Raw genomic sequence first — 17,758 nt, forward strand, 5'->3', positions numbered from 1 at the left:
TAGGGGTCCTCGGCGGCGGCGAGCGCCGCCACGAGTATGCCCAGCCCGGCTGCGGCCAGGATCCACCGCACGAAGGAACGCCGATGCGGCAACTGGCAGCCCAGCCGAAGGCGGAGCGGAGGCAGGGAGGGGGAGATGGGGTACGTCATGGCACACCCCTCGCATGAAATTCGCCCGATGCTCCTCCAGTAAAAGAGGACAGGGCGATCTCCAGTAGGGAATTTTCCGCACTACGCGGCCCTGGCTGCCGGAAATGACGGCCCCGATGCGGTCCGGTGCCGTGTCATCGAAGGTCACGACGTCGCCCTTGACGGCGAGCCTTTCCCAACACGTGCCCAAAAGGCCGGAGACGGCAGCCTCGATAGTGTCCGGTGCCGCGGCCTTCCAGGTCATGGCATCGCCCCTGACTGCGACGTTCCCGTCTCGGCCTGCGGAGACGGCGTGTTGAAAAGGTTCAGCGATGCCGCCCGGCTCTTGGCGGGCATGAACCCGGCGCTTGTGGTGCTCGATCTACGCGTCTTATCGCTCGGCTCTCTCCTGCAAGGCGCGGCCCGGCGCAGCCCGGGCGTCGCGCCGGGCCGCGCCGGACAGCCGGCGCATCGGCCGGCTTTCCCTTCCGGTGCACGGACGTCCAAGACGCCGGGGCGGGCGTGCGGCCGCGGGCTTTGGGTCCCCTTGAGGCCGCGGCCTGGGTACCGGAAGGGCCGTGCGGGGGCACGGCCCCGCACGGCGCTCGGCGGGCCTTTTCCGGGGCGCCCCTTGCCGCGGGGCGGGGACGATGCGAGCCGGGCGCCGCCGGGCTTTTCGTTCCCGCCCTTGAGGGCGCGTGCCGGAAGAGGCTCATCGGTGAGTCGTGATCGACACGCGGCCCCGCGGGCCGGGGACGGGCGGGGCGCACTCGGCGGCGATACCGTGCCCCGGGATGTCACGCCCCGGGCGCTCCCGCTCCGTCCCGGCCGCCCGGCACCGGGTGCCGATCGGTGAGCCTTTTCAACACGCCGTTCCCGCAGGTCGAGACGGGGACGTCGCAGTCAGGGACGGTGCCGTGACCTGCAACGTCATGGCCTCGAACACCGTTCGGGCTCCCGTCCCCGCCTTCCAGGGCCACATGTTGAAAAGGCTCGGTGGACCCTTGTCGAGCACGCCGTCTCCGCGGGCCGGGACGGGTGCGCTGCGGCACCGGGCATCATCGAGGCCCGTCTCCGGCACCTGAGACCACGCGCTTGAGAAGGATCAGTGGAAGGTGAACTGGACCGAGTCGACGGTCTGGCTGTCCGGGCACAGCAGGCGCCTGGGGGACAGCTCGGTGGCGGTCAGGTTCGACCCGGTGTAGGTCCGGCTCGTGCCCACCCGGTAGACGGTGAGGTTGACCACCTGGTAGCGGCAGGTGCCCACGATCGGGGCGGTGACGTTGACGACGACCTGCGGGGAGAAGGCGGTGCCGGCCGCGTCGTTGAAGGTGACGGTGGGGCTGGCGCCCAGGGTGACGGTGATGCCGGAGGTGCTGCAGGACGGGCTGACCGTTGTGTGGTCGATCGTCAGCGTGTTGGGCGGCGTGTCGCTGGTGACCGCGTTGGACCAGGTGCACGTCACGCCGGCGGCGGTGACGGTGCCGTCCACGTGGCCGGGGGCCGCGTGGGCCGGGGTGGCGGTGAGGGCGACGGCGGCGGCCGCGGTGGAGAGCGCGGCCAGCAGAGCGGGGGTTCTCACAGGATCCTCCTCGGGGCGTGCGCCGGCCGGGGCCGCGTCGGGGGTGGGGCGCGACCCGCGACGAACGTGAATCGAATTCATAATCGGCGGCTTGACTAGTCCGATGACCCGTCCTTTCAGGACGGGTTTAGTCCGCGGCCGCACCGGGCGCACCGGCAGATGTGCGAGGCACCGGCCTCCAGCGCGTCGCGCAGCTGCCGGCGGTTGCTGACCTGGAGCTTGCGCATGGCGTTGGCCAAGTGGTACTTGACCGTGCGCTCGGCCAGGCACAGGGCCGCGGCGATGTCCCCGTTGGTGCGCCCCGAGGCCGCCAGGGCGGCGATCTCCTGCTCCCGCGGCGACAGGCGGTCCCCGTATCCGGGCCGGCCGCGCCGGTGCGGCACCGGCAGGCCCGCCGTGCGCATCAGCTGCTTGAGCCGGTCGGCGTCGCGGAGTTCGCCCAGCTCGGTGAGGGTGCGCCAGGTGCGGCGCAGCAGCTCGGCGTCCACGGCCTGCCCGGCCGCCAGGCGGCAGCGCGCCTCGCCCAGGCAGGCCTGCGCCGCCATCCGCGGGTCGGGCAGCGCGGCGTACCGGCGGCGGGCGCTGCGGTAACCGGCCGCCGCCCGTTCCGCATCGCCCCGCCGTTCGCTCAGCCGCGCCTCGGCCAGCTCGAGCGCGGCGCGGGCCAGCGGCGCGTCCCGTCCCGCCAGCGCCTCGCGGTAGCGGGGCAGCACCGCCTCCACCAGGTCCAGCGGGACGAACGGCAGCAGCGGCGCGGCCCACACCCAGATCTGCTTGCCCGCCAGCTCGGCCAGCACCCGGCGGGCCAGCGCCCGCCCCGCCCGCCGGTGCACCGCGCTCAGCGCCGCCTTGTTCAGCTCGGCGACGGCATGGGCCGCGACGGCCAGCTCCCCGATCTCGTGGGCCTCCTCGGCGACCGCGCGCAGCGCCCGCCGCGCCTCCTCCATCCGGCCCTGGCCCGCGCAGATCTGCGCCGACACCAGCCGCAGGGCCAGGCTCTGCCGGCTCGGCGGCTCCTGCGGCCCCTCGGCGGCGTCGGCCTGGCCCATCGTCCAGCGGATCCGCAGCGCGATGGCCCGCAGCCGCGGGCCGTGGACCGTGATGCGGGTGGCGGCGGCCAGGCGGCGCGCGCGTTCGAGGAACTCCAGGCCGCGCGCATAGTGCCCCAGGTGCAGGGCGGCCTCGGCCAGGTCCAGCAGGCCGTGCAGCAGCTGCCGGTTCACCTCCGGCCGGTCGGTGCGATCCGGCAGCGCCTCGGCCGCCGCCCAGCCTTTGGGGTCGCCGCAGGCCAGCAGCGAATGCGCGGTGCCGGTCAGCACGGCCGCGTGCGCCATCGGGTCGGCGGTCTGGGCGAGCGCCGCGCGGGCCCGGTCCAGGTACCCCAGCTGCACCGGCAGGGCGTGCCCCGGCAGGCGGTCGGGCGCGGCCAGCACCGTCAGGGCGATCGCATACAGCTCCGGGTACGGCATCAACGCACCGAGCCGGACGTACAGCTCGGCCGCGGCGCGTTCCATCTCCCGCCGGGAGGCGCCGCCGTCCAGCAGCGACCAGGCCCACAGCACCAGCAGCTCGGCCCGCCGCTCCGGTGCGGCGGCACGGCGGCGGGCGTCGGCCAGCAGCGCGGCGGTCGTGCCGGCGCGGTCGGCGCAGCCCGGCGCGGCCCAGCCCAGCCTGACCGCCAGCTCGGTGCGCCGGTCCCCGGTGACCGCACCGGCCCGCAGCACCTCCTGCAGCAGGGCGTGGGCGGTCTCGAAGGCCCCCTCGGCGGCGGCCCGTTCCGCGGCGGCCGCCGCGCACGCCGCCCAGCCCGGCACGTCACCGGCCCGCCGGTGGTGCTCTGCCGCCGCGACGAGCAGCCCGGTGCGGCCGCTGCGGGCCAGCTCGCGCGCGGCGAGAGCGTGCAGCCTGCGCCGCCGGGGCCCGGGGATCGCCCGGTAGACGGCCAGCCGGGCCAGTTCGTGGCGGAAGCGCACCGCCGTGCCGCCGGTGTCCTGCTCGCGCAGCAGCCCGTGCCGGACGGCCTCTGCGAGCGCGGCGCAGGCCCGGTCGGCGTCCAGCCCGGCGACCGCGGCCACCGGCTCGGGCTCGGCCGCCTCCGCCAGCACCGCCGCGGCCTCCAGCGCGGCGGCTCCCGCCCCCTCCAGCCGCCCGATCCGTGCCAGCACCTGGGCGGCGATCCGCGGCGGGACCGCCTCCGCCAGTTCCTGCGCGCCCAAAACCCAGCGGCCGTCCACCGGCCGCAGCAGCCCGCGGCGCCGCAGCAGCCGCACGTCCTCCCGCACCGCCAGCGGCACCCCTGCGCTGCGCGCGTGCAGCACGTCGGCGACGTGGCGGGGCAGCGTCGTCTCCGGCTCGCCCAGCACCGCCTCGGCCAGCCGCCGGGTGCCGTCCGGCGACAGCGGCGGCAGGCGCAGGCGGACGGCGTCCGGCCCGGCCTCGGTGAGGGCCGCCGGAGGCGCGCAGGTGACCACGACCGACAGTTCCGGCGGCGGCCGCGCCCCCAGCATCCGGACCAGTTCGAGCGTGGCCCGGTCGGCCCACTGCAGGTCTTCCAGCACCAGGACGGCCGGACCCAGCCCGGCGAGCAGCGCGGCCATGGCCCGCACCAGCCGGTGGCGGGCCAGGTGGGGGTCGGGCAGCGGCGGCGGGGGCGGCGGCAGCACCCCGGCCAGGTCGGGGAGCACCGGCCGCAGCGCCCCCGTCACCGCGTTCAGCGGACGCGCGGGCGCCGGGCGGGCGGCGGCGACCGCCTCGATCACCGGCCCCAGCGGGCAGCCGGTCAGGGTGGGGTGCGCCGCCCCCACCAGGCGGCGGGCGTCCGGTGCCGCCTGCGCCAGCGCCCGGTGCACCAGGCTGGTCTTGCCGATGCCCGGCTCGCCCTCCACCACCACGATGACCGGCGGCCGGGCGAGCGCCGCCGCCAGCGACCGCAGCGCGCCGTCGCGTTCCAGCAGCGCGGGCTCCCCAGGCGGCATGACCGAAACCTCCCGTTATCCGCCTGGGATCGTCACATGCCGGAATATCGGCGTCCAGTTCCGTTTCTGCTCCGGGCGAACCCGGCCGAGACCATCGCTTGGGCGGCGTTCGAAGCGCCGCCGGATGAACGCACTGGATTCCCCGGGTGCGCCGCCGGCGCGAGGGGAGACTGCGCCGGTGAGCCCTAGATCCGGCCGCCGGCCGGTTGCAGGGCCGGGGCGGTCACCGGGGCGTCCCAGTCGATCCGGTAGCGCTGCTCGGCGCCGAGCATCCGCTCCGGCGTCAGGAACGTCCTGGTCAGGATCGGCATCATGAGCCGCATCGCGGTCTTGGCGAACGGTCCGAGCGCCTTGCTGTCGTTGGTCTTGGCGCCGCGGTCGATGACCTTTTCCACCCGGCGGCGGCGCAGGCGCTCGTAGGCGGCGAAGGCGGCGGCGGGATCGGGCAGGTCGCGCAGGCAGCGCGCCAGTTCCACCGCGCTCTCCAGCGCCATCGAGGCGCCCTGGCCGGAGCTGGAGGACGGGGCGTGGGCCGAGTCGCCCACCAGCACCATGCGGCCGCGATGCCAGCACGGCACCTTCGGCATGTTCTCCAGCGAGCCGAGCACCACGAGCTTTTCCGGGTCGGTGTGGTCGAGCACGTCGCGGGCGGGGGTGTCGTCGGCGTAGACCTCCTTCAGCCGCCGCATCCACTCGGCCTTGGCGGTCTGCCGGGCCTGCCGTCCCGGCATCGGCCGGTCGTGCGGCACGTTGGCGAACCAGGCGGTGCGGCCGTCCGGCTGCACCCAGTACCCGAAGAAGCCCCGCCTGCCGAACACGAAGTACATCGCATCGGGCTCGGCCGGCACCGCGATGTCGGCGGCCGCGCCGAAGTTGAGCAGCTTGGCGCGTTCGGGCTCGGGGGCGTTGGGGTCGATCAAGCGGCGCACCGTGGAACGGATGCCGTCGGCGCCGATCAGCACCTCGGCGGTGGCGGTGGTTCCGTCGGCGAACTCGGCGGTGACGCCGCCCGGCTCCTCGTGGACGCGCACCAGGCGCTTGCCGTACTCGATCCGCACGCCCTGCCGTTCGGCCGTCTCGTGCAGGGCGCGGCACAGGTCGTCCCGCCACAGCCCCAGGCTCGGCGGCAGGCCCTCCAGGCCGGGCAGCTCGGCGAGCCTCCTGCCCCGCCCATCGGCCATGATCGACCGGTTCATCGGCTGGCCGACGCCGCGCACCGCCTCGGCCGCGCCGATGACCTCCAGGGCGGCGATGCCGTTCGGCGCGACCGCCAGCGTGACGCCCACCCCGTCGGCGGTGCTCGGGTACGCCTCGTACACCGTCGCCTCGATGCCCGCCTTCCGCAGCGCCATCGCCGTGGCCGGGCCGGCGATGCCGCCTCCGATGACCAGCGCGGTCTTTGCTGCCGTCATGGTCGGCTCCCGAATCTCTCTTCCCACTGCCGGACGTAGTCGGGCCGGGCCAGGTCCCGCCGAAGCTCGGTGACGAAGCGCATCTCGGCCTCCAGCAGGGCGAGCCGGTACTGCTCCTCCACCAGGAACACCCAGGCGACCCCCTGCTCGGTGGCGCCCCGGATGCGGGCGCGGGTCTCCTCGGCCTGGGCGCTCAAGGCCTCCAGCCGCTGGCCGAGCAGCTCCACGGTCTCCTCGGGACGCAGCACCACCAGCAGCGACAGCGCCACCCCGAACAGCGGGTACTCCTTCTGCGGCCGGGCCACCAGCTCCCGCATCCAGTCGTGGAGCTCGGCCCGCCCCTGCGGGGTGATGGCGTAGATCGTGCGCTCGGGCCGCTGGGTGTCGCGGACGGTCTGCTGCTCGACGATGAACCCCGCCTTGGCCAGCTGCTTGACCACCATGTAGAGCGACCCCCGGTTGTAGGGGATGCTGCGGTCCTGGTCGCTCTCCTGCAGCCGCCGGCCCAGCTCATAGGGGTGCATCGGCTCCCACGTCAGCCAGGCGAGCACGGCCAGCGCCAACGGGTTGCTCACCTTGCGTCGCTTTGCCACCGATGCCTCCACTTCCAATAGTCAGGATCAACTATCAGACACCAAATAGTCAGTGTCAACTAATTTCCCTTAATGGTACCGCCCTCCGGCCGGGGAGCCCGGGCGTTCCCGCAGGTCCGGCGCGTCCGCGAGGCCGCTCTTTGAGGCGCGGTGTCGCCCAGGGGGTCCAGTAATCCCTTACTGGCGGGCGCTGGATACTGTCCTGGTCGGTCTGGTGATGGGAGGAGACGTGGCGGCAGATCTGGTATCGGCCCCCTTGTCCTGGCGGCGGCAGCACTGGAACACGCACCTGGAACGGCATGCCTTCGCCGTCCCCGACCAGGCGGCGCTGCGCTTCGAGGGCCGCACGACGACCTGGCGGCAGCTGCGCGACCGGGTGCACCGCCTGGCGAACGCGCTGGCCCGCCGGGGAGTGGGCTTCGGCGACCGGGTGGCGCTGCTGACCGGCAACCGCCCGGAATTCATCGAGGCGATGCTGGCGGCCACCCGGCTCGGGGCGATCGCCGTCCCGGTCAACTTCCGGCTGACCGCCCCGGAGATCGCCTACGTCCTGGAGAACTCCGAAGCCAAGCTCATGGTCGCAGACGGCCTGGCCGACCGCCCCGCCCGCCAGGCCGTGGAGCAGATCGGCCACGACCTCACCGTGGTCACGGTCTCCCCGTCCGAGCCCTGGCCGCAGGCCGAGGCGTACGAGGACCTGATCGCCGAGACCGGCCCCGACCACGACCCGGTGGACGTCCCCGAATCGTCCCCCGCCCTGATCATGTACACCTCCGGGACCACCGGCCGGCCCAAGGGCGCGGTGCTGTCCCACCAGAACCTGCACGCCCAGGCGCTGACGATCATCCGGGCGTTCGGCTGGGTGGACGACGGCGAGGTCAACCTGGTCGCCTCCCCGCTGTTCCACATCGGCGCGATCGGCTCGGTGGTGCCCGCCCTGCTGATCGGCGCGACCATCGTGATCGCCCCCACCCGCCCCTTCGACTCCGGGGAGATCCTCGACCTGCTGGAGGGGGAGAAGGTCACCACCGTCTTCCTCGTCCCCACCCAGTGGCAGGCGTTGTGCGACGACCCCAGCGTCCCCAAGCGCGACCTGAGCGCGCTGCGCGTGATGTCGTGGGGCGCCGCCCCCGCCAGCGACACGCTGCTGCGGCGCATGGCCGAGGTGTTCCCGCACGCCTCCAACGTCGCTTTGTTCGGCCAAACGGAGATGTCCCCGGTCACCTGCGTGCTGCAGGGCAAGGACGCGCTGCGCAAGCTCGGCTCGGTCGGCCGCCCGGTCCCCACCGTCGCCGCCCGCATCGTCGACTCCGACATGAACGACGTCCCGGTCGGCGAGGTCGGCGAGATCGTCTACCGGGGGCCGTCCCTGATGGAGGGCTACTGGCGCAACCCCGAGGCCACCGCCGAAGCCTTCCGCGGCGGCTGGTTCCACTCCGGCGACCTGGTGCGGGCCGACGAGGAAGGCTTCATCTACGTCGTCGACCGCGTCAAAGACATGATCATCTCGGGCGGGGAGAACATCTACTGCGCCGAGGTGGAGAACGTCCTGGCCGGCCATCCGGCCATCGCCGAGGTCAGCGTGGTCGGCCGCCCCCACCCCCACTGGGGCGAAACCCCGGTCGCCTTCGTCGTCCTGCGCGACCCGCAGACCACCTTGACCATCGAGGAACTCCGCGAGTGGGCCTCCGGCAAACTGGCCCGCTACAAGCTCCCCACCTCCCTGGAGATCATCGACGTCCTGCCGCGCAACGCCTCCGGCAAGGTCCTCAAGCCCGTCCTGCGCGAACGCCTGACCAAGAGCTGACCCACCGGCGGCGGCCGGCCCCCACATCGAGACCGGCCGCCGCCGGAACCAGCGGGAAACCCAGCCACCAAGGCCCTGCCTTCCGCTGCCGGCACGCGTCGGCCGCCCCGTCAAGCGGGCCTCTTTCGTCTCCTCTTGCCGGGAGAACGGGACACCCGGACGCGACCTGAACCACACCGCTTCCCATCCAGAGCGGACCAAACCGCCTTCCCAGAGTGACTACGATCAGGGCCACGATCGCCTGCGCGAGGGGGAAAACCATGGCCGACCAGTACGAAGCGGTGTTCGCCCGCTACGACACCAACGGTGACGGGCAGCTCACCGTGGAGGAGGTGACCGCCGCGATCGCGAGCATGTTCTCGGCCTCCGAGGTCAACGACCTGTCCGGCATCGTCAAGGCCCTGTTCACCGAGTACGACACCGACGGCGACGGTCTGCTGTCGGTGTCCGAGTTCGTCCCCCTGGCCAAGAACCTCCCCGAACTCGGCTCCTAGGCCTGAAGCACCTGCGACCCGGCCCGGGCATGCAGGGTCATCCGGGCAACATGACGTCCCGGTGAGCGACACTCCGGCCAACGTGCACCGGTCGCTTCTACCACGTCGTTTCCGCAGGTCGGGCAGGGGACGTTTGGGGACGAGGCGGCGGCCGGTAAGGGCGCCGCAGCGGATGTCGCAAGGCTCCCGCCCCAGACTCCAAGACCACGTGGCGGAAGCGCTCTGAAAATGCTTCAGCCCTGGCGGGAGGCGGTATGGCACGGTTCCTCATCCACCTCATGGAAAGCCTCCGTGAGTGAAACCACGCGAGTGTTCGCGGGCGAAGCCTGCCGGGCCGGGGAGCTTTGCGGCGGTGCCCGGGATACAGGCTTCCCTCTCCCGTCCACGGGGCTTGAGGGGCGCCTTGGGGCAGCCGCTCAAGCCGTCAAGTCGGTGAGGAGGGCGGGGATGAGGCGTTCCTCCATGACGGCACGGCCGGTTTCGTGCATGCGGGTCGCCAGGGACGGGTCCCACGGGCTGGAGGAGGGGGTACCTCGTAGCGGCTCGGAGTCTCCGGCTGCCAGGGCGGAGTTGTAATCGGCGGTGCTCATCCGCCAGGGGACGGCGCCGTAGCGGTCGAGAGCCATGGCGGTGGTGCGCAGACCGGTCCAGTCGAAGTCGCCGCGCCAGTGGACGGGGCGCCCGGCGCAGTGGCTCAGCAGTCGGTGACAAGCGGCGGACGGGATGCCCTCGGTGCAGATGAGGGCCGCATCGGTGGGAACGGTGACCGCGGCGCGGAGCACAGAGGGGTTCTCGCATACCCATACCGCGGGGGACGTCACCGTGATCGGCATGGTGATGAGCTGGTGGAGGGTGATGCGGAAGGGGACGCGGGCCGCGGCGGCCCCGGTCAACCACTCGCCCAGGGGAGAACCAGTGGCGGTCAGGCCGAGGACCAGCACCTGGCTGGCCAGGTCGTCCACGACCACCCCGGCGGTCTCCCACAGCTCGCGTTCCGCCAGGCGGGTACGGGGGACGGGGAGCGCCGCCCGCAGGGCCAGAGCACGCAGCACCAGCCCGGCCAGCGGTCCCCGCGATAGGGCCTTGGTGTCGCCGGTGGCGCGTTCGGCCAGCACCGGCAGTGGCAGAGTGTCGGCCGGCAGCAGGTCCAATACGGCCGCGGCCCGGCCGAGCAGATCGTCTTCGCCGCGGCCGAGCAGCCTGGTGAGGGTGCCGTCGGTGGCGATGCCCTCCAGCCACTCCTGGAACCACGGCTCACCTGCATGCCGGCTCCGCCGGGCCCGGGTCAGCGCGGCCCGGCGGCGGGCGCTCTCGGCGGCCTGCCGTTCGGCGCGGGGGACGACCGGGCCGGCGACCGCTTCGACAGCGCTGCGCAGGTCGTCGGCCAGTCCGGCTCGGCGCAGCGCCTCCTCCAACGCCTCCAACGGCACCGACAGCGAAGAGCCCCGGCCGGGGCGGCGTCCCAGCAGCCGGGCGACGGCGGTCCGCTCGGCCTCGGAGGGACGCTCCAGCCGCACCGGCCCGGTGAGGGGACGGCCGTGCTCCAACCGCTGGACGAGCCGTTCGACCAGGCGTTTCAGAGCGGGATCGCCCAGCACCCGCCGCAGCCTTTGCCCATCCATCAAAACAGCGCCTGTTCGTCGGACGGAACGGAGGCCGGGGGACGGGCCGCATAGTCGCGTTCGACCATGGTGCGGCTGCTTCCGTCCCACTCCCAGGTCGTGACGTGCACGGCGTCGATGCCGTCGCGGCGGACCAGGTGGTGGGTGGCGATGCCGGGGACGGTGGAGTAAAAACCCCACTCCCGTTCGCTGGTCATCACCACGTCCAGATCGAAGGCCGCCAGCAGGCCCAGGCATTTGCGGCGCGCGTCATCGTCCACGCCCGCGAACGCCTCGTCCAACATGACCAGCCGGGGTGCGTCCGGATGCGCGGAGCGGTAGTGGGCGGAGGCGGCGGCGAACAGCGGCAGCGACACCGCCAGCACCCGTTCCCCGCCGGAGGCCGGCCCGGACGCCGGACGCCACCGGTCATCGGAGCGGCGGTCGATGAAGAAACGGTGCCAGGACCGGTAGTCCAGCGCCTCCCGGAGATGGTCGTGCCAGGTGCCCTGCTCGTTGCGGGAGCGCACCGCCTCGATCTGGGCCTGCAGGAATTCGCTGACCGCCGTGCGGTCCTCCTCCGACCACAGGTCGCCGCTCTGGCGCAGCAGCCGGCGGCGGGCCTCGGCCAGCCCGGTCGGCCCGTCCCGGCGCGGCTCCCAGCGCAGTCGCAGCCGCATCCCGGTGCTGGTGGGACGCTCCTCCAGCTCGGCGTTCATCCGCTCGACCTGGGCCTCGGCGTCGCCGATCAGCTCCTGCAGATGACTGGCCACCTCGTTGACCAGGTGCTCTTCCAGGAGCTCCCGTTCCCGGGCGGTCAGTATCCGCTCCTGGTAGGCGATCGCCCCCTCCAGGAGGTTCAGCAGCTCAACGGGGGAGCGGTCGCGTCCAGAGAAGTGGACGGTGACGACGAGCCAGTCCCCGTGCTCGGCCTGGACGCGGTGGCCATGCCGGGTGAGGGCGGCGGAGAGATTCTGAAGGCCTGTGGCGGTGCGGTCTTGGAGGCTCCGCCAGGACTCGTCGTCGATCGGGACGTCGCGTTGCAGTGCTTGCTCGGTCTGCCGGGCGATGCGGAGGGCGGTGGTGGGCGCCCACGGCTGCTCCGGCAGTTTCAGGTCGGACAGAGCCACTTCCAGCAGACCGGTACGGGCGAAACGCTGGAACTCGGTCACCGCCTCGTCCCGCCGCTCGGCCTCCTTTTTCAGGTTTTCTTCGAGCAGCGCCTTGCGGGCCTCGGCTTGGGCCTGCTGCTTGGCGGCCTCGCGCAGCGCTTCCTCTGCCCTTGGGATGTGGGATTCCAGCTCCTTGATGCGGGTTCGGGTCTGCGTGAGCCGCCGGTTCAGCTCCTCCACGGTGACCTGCAGGGAGCTGCGCAGCGTGTCGCGGCGGAGGACCGCCTCGGCGGCCTCACGTTCGGCTCTGGCGACCTCCTCCAGGGCGGTCGTGTGGGCTTGGCGGGCCTCCTCCAGATCCTCTGCCCAGTTGGCCAGCTCCGCCACCTGCTTGACGTGCACCCATAGCGCGCCCAGTAGCCGCTCCACGGCCGGGGTATAGGCCTTCACCGCCTCGGCCAGCTTGCGCAGCTCCTCAAGTGAGGTGGGAACGCGCACGTCGGCGGCGGCTTCGTCACGGGACTGCGCGGCCTGCGCAGCCGCGTGCTCGGCGGCCCGAACCACTTGCCGCTGCTTTTCCACCTTCTCTGCGGCACGCCGCAGAGCCCTGCGCGCCTCTCGCCATGCGCTGTGGGCGTTCCGCAGCTCTTGGTCGGACGGCCTGTCCTGCAGCTCGGCGGTGAGCCTGGCTTGACGCTGCTTGACGGCCTCGATCGCCGTGGTGGCCGCGGTGATCCGCTGCTTCTCCCGATCGATGAGGAGGTCCAGCTCGGCCAGGCGCCGTCGCCGCGCCTCCTCCCGGGCGGCGTACCCGATGAACTCGGCGGCGGGCTTGGACCAGGCCCCGTGCAGCGGCCCCAGCCGCCACCTTCCGTCGGCGGCCACCCACACGTCCGGGTGCGTCGGCCCGGCCAAGCCGATCGAGCGCAGCACCGCCTCCACAACATCGGACGACAGGGCGGCGGCCTGGGGGTCGTCGGGGTCGATGGCCGGGCGCAACACCCCGGTGAGGTCGCCGGTCTCCACGGGTTTCCCCGCCACCAGGACGGTGTCGTGAGTGGCGGGGTCGAGCAGCCGTCCCTCAGGGGTGATCCAGGCGTCGAGCAACCCAGAGGCCTGCAGCGCGGCCTCCAACCCGGCGCGCTCGGCCTCGGCGAGGTCGTCGTGGAAGTCCACGACCCGCCACAGCGGCGCACCGGGCCGGTCATCCCGCACACCCTCCCCGCGGGTGAGCGGGACCGGCGGCCGCTGCACCTCCCCGCGGCGCAGTACGTCCTGTTCCGCGGTGAGACGCTCAAGTTCCTCCCGGTTCGCTTGCAGTGCGGCCTTGGCCTCCGCCCGCTGCCGGGCCAGCTCCCGCTCCGCCGCCGCGGCGGCCTGCCGCAGCGCGCCCTCGGCCGGGTTGTCTCCCTCCAACGTCTCGGCCCACCAGGCCAGGTCCACATCCTCCGGGTGGGGGACGGTCAGCTCGGTGACCCGGGCGGCATACGACCGCCACGCGGCGACCAGCGCGGACGCCGCCTCGGAGACCGCGGCATGGGCCTGGGCGACCTCATCGGCGGCGATGTCGTGTTCGTGCTCCCGCTCGCCCAGGGTGCTGCGGGCCGCCACCAGCCGTTCGTACTGCTTTTCTGCCTGCTCGGCCAGCACGGTGACGTGAGCGACGGCTCGAGCCCGCCGTTCGGCCGCCGTCTGGGCGGCCCGACGGGCCCGGCGCAGCAGCGGCTCGATCTCCTCCTCCGGTGGGCCGTCCGGCAGCGCGAGCGCTGCTCGCACCTGGGCGTCGTCGGCCTCCAGCCCGGCACTCCGGGCGGCGTCGGTGAGCAGCTCGCCCGCTTCCTGCACTTCGACGCGGGTCTGCGCAGCCGCCCGAGTGGCGGTCTGGTGCCTGCGCTGGAGTTTGCCGTACTGGCGGGCAGCCGTCTCGGCGTGCCTGCGGGCGCGCTCAGCGGCCTGCTCGGCCTGCTCGGCTCGCTGTTCGGCCTCGTTGAGGTCCCTCAGCCTCGGGTCGCCGGTCAGCTCGTCGCGGACGGCCTTCTGCTCCTCCAGCTCACGTTTGGCGGCCTCCACCTGAGTCTGCAGCTCTTCTTCCCGCCGCCTGGCCTGCTCCGCCTCGGTGCGGGTGGCGGCCAGGCCGCGGCCGACCTCCTCGTGCTCGGACGCCGCCCGGCGCACTTTCCCCGCCTGGCGGCGGGCCGCCGCCGCGGCGTAGCGGCGATAGGGCTTCAGGAAGTGGGAGAGGTGCGTCCGGGCGTCCCGCAGTCCCGCCAGCTCCTCACGCTGCTGCTCCAGCTCGTGGAAGGCGGCGGCCACATCGCTGATCACCGCCTGGTCCACCGGAGGCAATGCCTGTGACAGGGCCTGTGACAGCTTCTCCTCGTCCGGTTTCTTCGACAGTTGCGGCTGGCGCAGTTGCAGCAGCAGGCTGATGAGCGCCTGATACCGGTCCGCTCCCAGGTGGAAGAGGCGCTCGTCGATGGTCCGCCGGTACTGCTCGGCCTTCCGGGTGACCTGCCCGTGCGTGCCGATCTCCTCGGCGAGGCGTTCGAAGGGGAGCGTGGTGTCGTTCGGGCCGATCAGGAACAGGTCCCGGCCGATCCGCTGAGAGGTGGTGAAGAACCACCGGTCGGCGATGCCGCGTCCGGTGACGGCCTTCATCCCGCAGCCGATCGTGAAGTACTCCCGCCGGCCCTCTTCGGTGCGGCGTCCGAACTCCAGCCAGGTGTACCCGAGCCGTTCGTCATAGCGACCGCCCAGCAGCAGGTTCCACTCCATCTTCTTGCCGCGGTCACCGTCGGGCTCGACCCGGCTGGCGGTCAGCTCACCGTCCAGCAGGAACGGCAGGGTGAGCGCCAGCACCTTGGACTTGCCGGTGCCGTTGTTGCCGCGCAGCAGCATCCGCCCGTCGCGGAACCAGAACTCCTGGTAGTCGTAGTAGAACAGGTCCACCAGCCCGCAGCGCAGCGGCTGCCAGCGCCGACGTTCCGCCTCCGGCAACGGGGAGGTCATGCGTCCTTCTTTCCGACGATGGTGGGCTCGGCGTAGCGGTAGCGGGCGATGGCCGGCAGCGCCGTCACCTGCTCACCGGACATCCGGACCAGCCCGAGCGCGGTGAGCCGGTGCAGGGCCCGCGCGGTCAACTCCCGCTCGGCGCCCGGCTCGGCGGCGGTCTTGCGCCAGTGCGTCCGATGGCGCTGCGCCATCGCGGCGAGGTGTCGGTGCAGCTCATCCAGCGGGACGGGACGGCCCTCCGCCGGCGCGGCGGCCAGGTACTCGGCGACCAGCAGTGTGGCATGGCCGTCGGTGCCCTCCTCGGGCATGGCCAGGTCGGTGGCCTCACCCGTGGGGTCCACCAAAGCGATGCCCTCGGCCCGCACCTCGGGGACCAGCCCGGTCGCCTGCTGGATGCGCCGCAGCAGCGGGCCGCGCTGGCGGTCCAGGTAGGTGCGCTCCTCCTCGGTCAGGTCCGCGTAGTACACCACCGGGTCGTCCAGCAGCCGCCGGGTGACGGCGTGCCGGAGGACGCGGTTACGGCCGTCTTCGGTGTCCGGTTGCACGTCCTCGGTGATGGCCCGCAGCCGGTCGGCGAAGCCGGCGCCCGCCACGGTGGACGGGCCGCGGCGCGCGATCAGCAGCGCCGACAGCACCCGCCGGTCCACGTCATAGAGCGCGTCGCCACTGCCGGCGACGAATGCCTGCTCATCCCCGGCCACCTGGGCCAGCACCCCGATCTCCAGCAGCAGCCGGGCGACCGTGACCAGGTCGGACCGTTCCTCCGCGCTCTCCAGGGTGAAAGTGACGCCCGCCTCGGTGAGCTGCGGGTCGGTGGCAAGGCGCAGGATGCGTTCGGCGAGCCGGCCAAGGGTGATCTGGGACTCGGCGCGTTCCAGCACCGCCAAGGCCAGGCAGGTGAGCACATAGCGGCGGCGGCTGAAGCGGGTTTTGACGGCTGCGCCGCGGGTCCCGTCGTCGTGGCCGGCCGGGGTCTTACGGAGCCGCGCCACACCCGAGTCCATCTGAAGCGACCAGCCGGCCTCCCGGGCGAACCAGTCCGCCAGCCACGCCGCATGCCTGCGGACCAGCGCGAAGAGCGCCGGGTCGGGGCGGGCCGGGGTCAGCAGCGGATGCCGCAGCAGTGCCCGCGCCGCCCGCTGCCGCTCCTCCTCCTGCTGGGAGTCCAGCACATCGGCGAGCACGGTCATGACGCGGCCGCCCGGTTGATGATGGTCAACTCATGATCGGGCCCGTACATGGTGCCGTCCTCGGTGGCGATGGCCGCGGTGCGCCCGCCGCCGACCGGGCGGAGCACCAGCTCCAGGGCGCCGTCGGCGGTCTGGGTGCGGATGACGCCGTCGGCGCCGGGTGGACCCGCCGACAGCGCCTCTCCCAGCAACCGCAAAAACAGCCCGAACTCCTCCCGGTCCAGCGCGCCGAGCTCGCTGAGCAGCACCGGACGCCCGGTCGCCAGGCGGCGGCGCGCCGCCTCGGCCTGGGCTCGTTCGGCGGCCAGCTGCCGGGCCAGGTATGCCTTCTCGATCGACCGGTCCCGAACCCTGGCCGCCCGGCCGCGCCGCTGGTAGTGGCCGGTGGCCCGCAGCCGTGGCGCGATCTCCACGGGTGGGGCGTCCGCCCAGCGGGTGGCGGCCGGGACCGACTCGGCGTCGCTTGGCGCGGTGTGGTGGCGAGCCGGGCTCAGCCCGAACGCCGCCCGCCACAGCCGGTGCGCGTCCTCCTCGGTGGGCGCCTGGGCGAACCACCGGGCCAGCTCCCGGAAGTCGGCCGAACGGTCACTGCGCCCGGCGCGCCGCTCGACCAGCACCCCAACGGCGGCCAGCAGATCGAGGATCGCCTGCCGGGTCCGCTGCCGCAGCAGTGCGGCCTGGCTGGGATGGGCGCGATCGCCGAGGAACCACGAACGCAGCCCCGTCCAGCGCTCCTGCCACTGCCGCAGCTTGTCGGCGGCGGGGTCGGCGGATGGGTCATCATCGGCGCCGGGCGCCACGTCGGCCGCCTCCCGCTCGGCGGCCAGCCGCAGCAACGCCGTCACGTCCGTGAGCTCCCGCAGCGTGGCGGCGATGTCGTGCGCCTTGACCACCAACTCGGAGACGAACCGTTCCAGGTAGGTGATCAGCCGGTCCTTGTAGGCCAGAAAGGCCTCTTCGTCGATGTCCTGCAGGTCGATCGTGCGTTGCAGGCTCCCCATGAACGCGCTCGCGTTGGCCGCCAGACTGTCGAGCCGACCGGAGATCTCCAACAGCAGGCTGTGCACGATCGCCGGATCCGGATCGGACCGCTCGGCCAGCTCACGCAGCGACCGCAGCCTCACCCGCAGATCCTCCAGCGCCACCGCCTGCAGCTCACCACGCCTGCCGATCTCTTTCTCGTAGACCTCCAGAGCCCGCTCCGCGGCCTCACCCTCCCGGCTGAGCTGGTACAGATACCGGGCCCGGTAGAAGTCCTCCACCGTGGTCACCCGCCCGGTGTCCGGATCTGCCCGCAGGTTCCCCCACTCCGCCAGCCGCGCCAACGCGTCACCAATGGCCTCCGCGCTCACCGGAGGGCCGCCGTCTTGGCGCAGTGCTTCAACGACGTCTTCAGGTCGCAGATGCACAACGAACCTGCGCTTGTTGTCCATGAAGGCTCGCATCACCCGCCGGTAGAGCGGAGCGGACGGGGAGTCCAGATGCGCAAACGGCCGCGGCCCCTGCCCCTTCATCACACCCCTTGGTCCGGCACTGTCACGGTAAGTATGACGCCATTGGCGCTGCGGCATGACCTGAACACCGTTTTTGTGTGTTCACCTCCAAGTCGCGACACTCCGGCTCTCTTTTCGGTCTTCACAAAACCTTCGAAGAAGGCTGGATATAATAAGGTGTGAAATCTTTTCAACATGTCGTCTCCGCAGAGTGGGACGGGATGCTCAATCTCGTCCTGGCGCCCTGGGGCGGCGCGCGGTCGGACATCGCTACAGTTGCCCTCCTCGTTCGAGTCTCCGCGTCGGGAAAAGCGCACGATGATCGGTGCTACCGCGATGCAGCTGCAACTGAGGAGCCG

10 protein-coding genes are annotated in these 17,758 nt (G+C 72.6%); 2 read left to right on the forward strand and 8 right to left on the reverse strand.

The window, feature by feature from the left end:
* Nucleotides 1-1,233 precede the first annotated feature (1,233 nt).
* The 4 genes from BUE48_RS07305 to BUE48_RS07320 all read right to left on the reverse strand — a co-directional run bounded on the left by BUE48_RS07305 (nucleotide 1,234) and on the right by BUE48_RS07320 (nucleotide 6,690).
* Nucleotides 1,234-1,710, reverse strand: a complete 477-nt coding sequence (locus BUE48_RS07305) for a hypothetical protein (RefSeq protein ID WP_012851847.1) — start codon at nucleotides 1,708-1,710, stop codon at nucleotides 1,234-1,236.
* 116 nt (nucleotides 1,711-1,826) lie between these two features.
* On the reverse strand, nucleotides 1,827-4,685 hold the full coding sequence (locus BUE48_RS07310) for an ATP-binding protein (RefSeq protein WP_286989414.1): 2,859 nt from the start codon (nucleotides 4,683-4,685) through the stop codon (nucleotides 1,827-1,829).
* A gap of 185 nt (nucleotides 4,686-4,870) precedes the next feature.
* A complete protein-coding gene (locus tag BUE48_RS07315; protein ID WP_286989415.1) occupies nucleotides 4,871-6,097 on the reverse strand; it encodes an FAD-dependent monooxygenase in 1,227 nt (408 codons plus the stop codon).
* Entirely contained in the window at nucleotides 6,094-6,690 is a 597-nt protein-coding gene (locus BUE48_RS07320; protein WP_286989416.1) for a PadR family transcriptional regulator, read from the reverse strand. Before BUE48_RS07320 ends, BUE48_RS07315 begins: the two co-directional genes overlap by 4 nt.
* Before the next feature lie 229 nt (nucleotides 6,691-6,919).
* Between BUE48_RS07320 and fadD5 the strand changes: the two genes are divergently transcribed.
* Both fadD5 and BUE48_RS07330 read left to right on the forward strand, forming a co-directional pair.
* Entirely contained in the window at nucleotides 6,920-8,497 is a 1,578-nt protein-coding gene (gene fadD5, locus BUE48_RS07325) for a fatty-acid--CoA ligase FadD5 (RefSeq protein WP_286989418.1), read from the forward strand.
* 260 nt (nucleotides 8,498-8,757) lie between these two features.
* Nucleotides 8,758-8,991 carry an EF-hand domain-containing protein gene (locus BUE48_RS07330; RefSeq protein ID WP_012851852.1) on the forward strand — a complete coding sequence of 78 codons (234 nt, stop codon included), beginning with the start codon at nucleotides 8,758-8,760 and terminating at the stop codon, nucleotides 8,989-8,991.
* A 416-nt stretch (nucleotides 8,992-9,407) separates the two neighbouring features.
* Here BUE48_RS07330 and BUE48_RS07335 read toward each other — a convergent pair whose 3' ends face one another.
* From BUE48_RS07335 to BUE48_RS07350, 4 genes are read right to left on the reverse strand one after another with little or no spacing between them, the layout of a single operon-like run.
* Complete coding sequence (locus BUE48_RS07335) at nucleotides 9,408-10,613, reverse strand: TIGR02679 family protein (protein ID WP_286989420.1); 1,206 nt, start codon at nucleotides 10,611-10,613, stop codon at nucleotides 9,408-9,410.
* Complete coding sequence (locus tag BUE48_RS07340; protein WP_286989421.1) at nucleotides 10,613-14,713, reverse strand: TIGR02680 family protein; 4,101 nt, start codon at nucleotides 14,711-14,713, stop codon at nucleotides 10,613-10,615. Before BUE48_RS07340 ends, BUE48_RS07335 begins: the two co-directional genes overlap by 1 nt.
* Nucleotides 14,710-15,906 carry a TIGR02678 family protein gene (locus BUE48_RS07345; RefSeq protein WP_012851855.1) on the reverse strand — a complete coding sequence of 399 codons (1,197 nt, stop codon included), beginning with the start codon at nucleotides 15,904-15,906 and terminating at the stop codon, nucleotides 14,710-14,712. Before BUE48_RS07345 ends, BUE48_RS07340 begins: the two co-directional genes overlap by 4 nt.
* Entirely contained in the window at nucleotides 15,903-17,477 is a 1,575-nt protein-coding gene (locus BUE48_RS07350) for a TIGR02677 family protein (protein ID WP_425358354.1), read from the reverse strand. Before BUE48_RS07350 ends, BUE48_RS07345 begins: the two co-directional genes overlap by 4 nt.
* Between the last annotated feature and the right edge of the window lie 281 nt (nucleotides 17,478-17,758).

This window comes from Thermomonospora sp. CIF 1, from assembly GCF_001896795.1.
Taxonomy (GTDB): domain Bacteria; phylum Actinomycetota; class Actinomycetes; order Streptosporangiales; family Streptosporangiaceae; genus Thermomonospora; species Thermomonospora curvata.

Bases quoted from the DNA above. Each gene is read 5' to 3' on its own strand.
- BUE48_RS07330 (WP_012851852.1), top strand. From the start codon at position 8,758: ATGGCCGACCAGTACGAAGCGGTGTTCGCCCGCTACGACACCAACGGT.
- BUE48_RS07315 (WP_286989415.1), bottom strand. From the start codon at position 6,097: ATGACGGCAGCAAAGACCGCGCTGGTCATCGGAGGCGGCATCGCCGGC.
- BUE48_RS07335 (WP_286989420.1), bottom strand. From the start codon at position 10,613: ATGGATGGGCAAAGGCTGCGGCGGGTGCTGGGCGATCCCGCTCTGAAA.
- BUE48_RS07350 (WP_425358354.1), bottom strand. From the start codon at position 17,477: ATGCCGCAGCGCCAATGGCGTCATACTTACCGTGACAGTGCCGGACCA.
- BUE48_RS07340 (WP_286989421.1), bottom strand. From the start codon at position 14,713: ATGACCTCCCCGTTGCCGGAGGCGGAACGTCGGCGCTGGCAGCCGCTG.
- BUE48_RS07310 (WP_286989414.1), bottom strand. From the start codon at position 4,685: ATGCCGCCTGGGGAGCCCGCGCTGCTGGAACGCGACGGCGCGCTGCGG.
- BUE48_RS07345 (WP_012851855.1), bottom strand. From the start codon at position 15,906: ATGACCGTGCTCGCCGATGTGCTGGACTCCCAGCAGGAGGAGGAGCGG.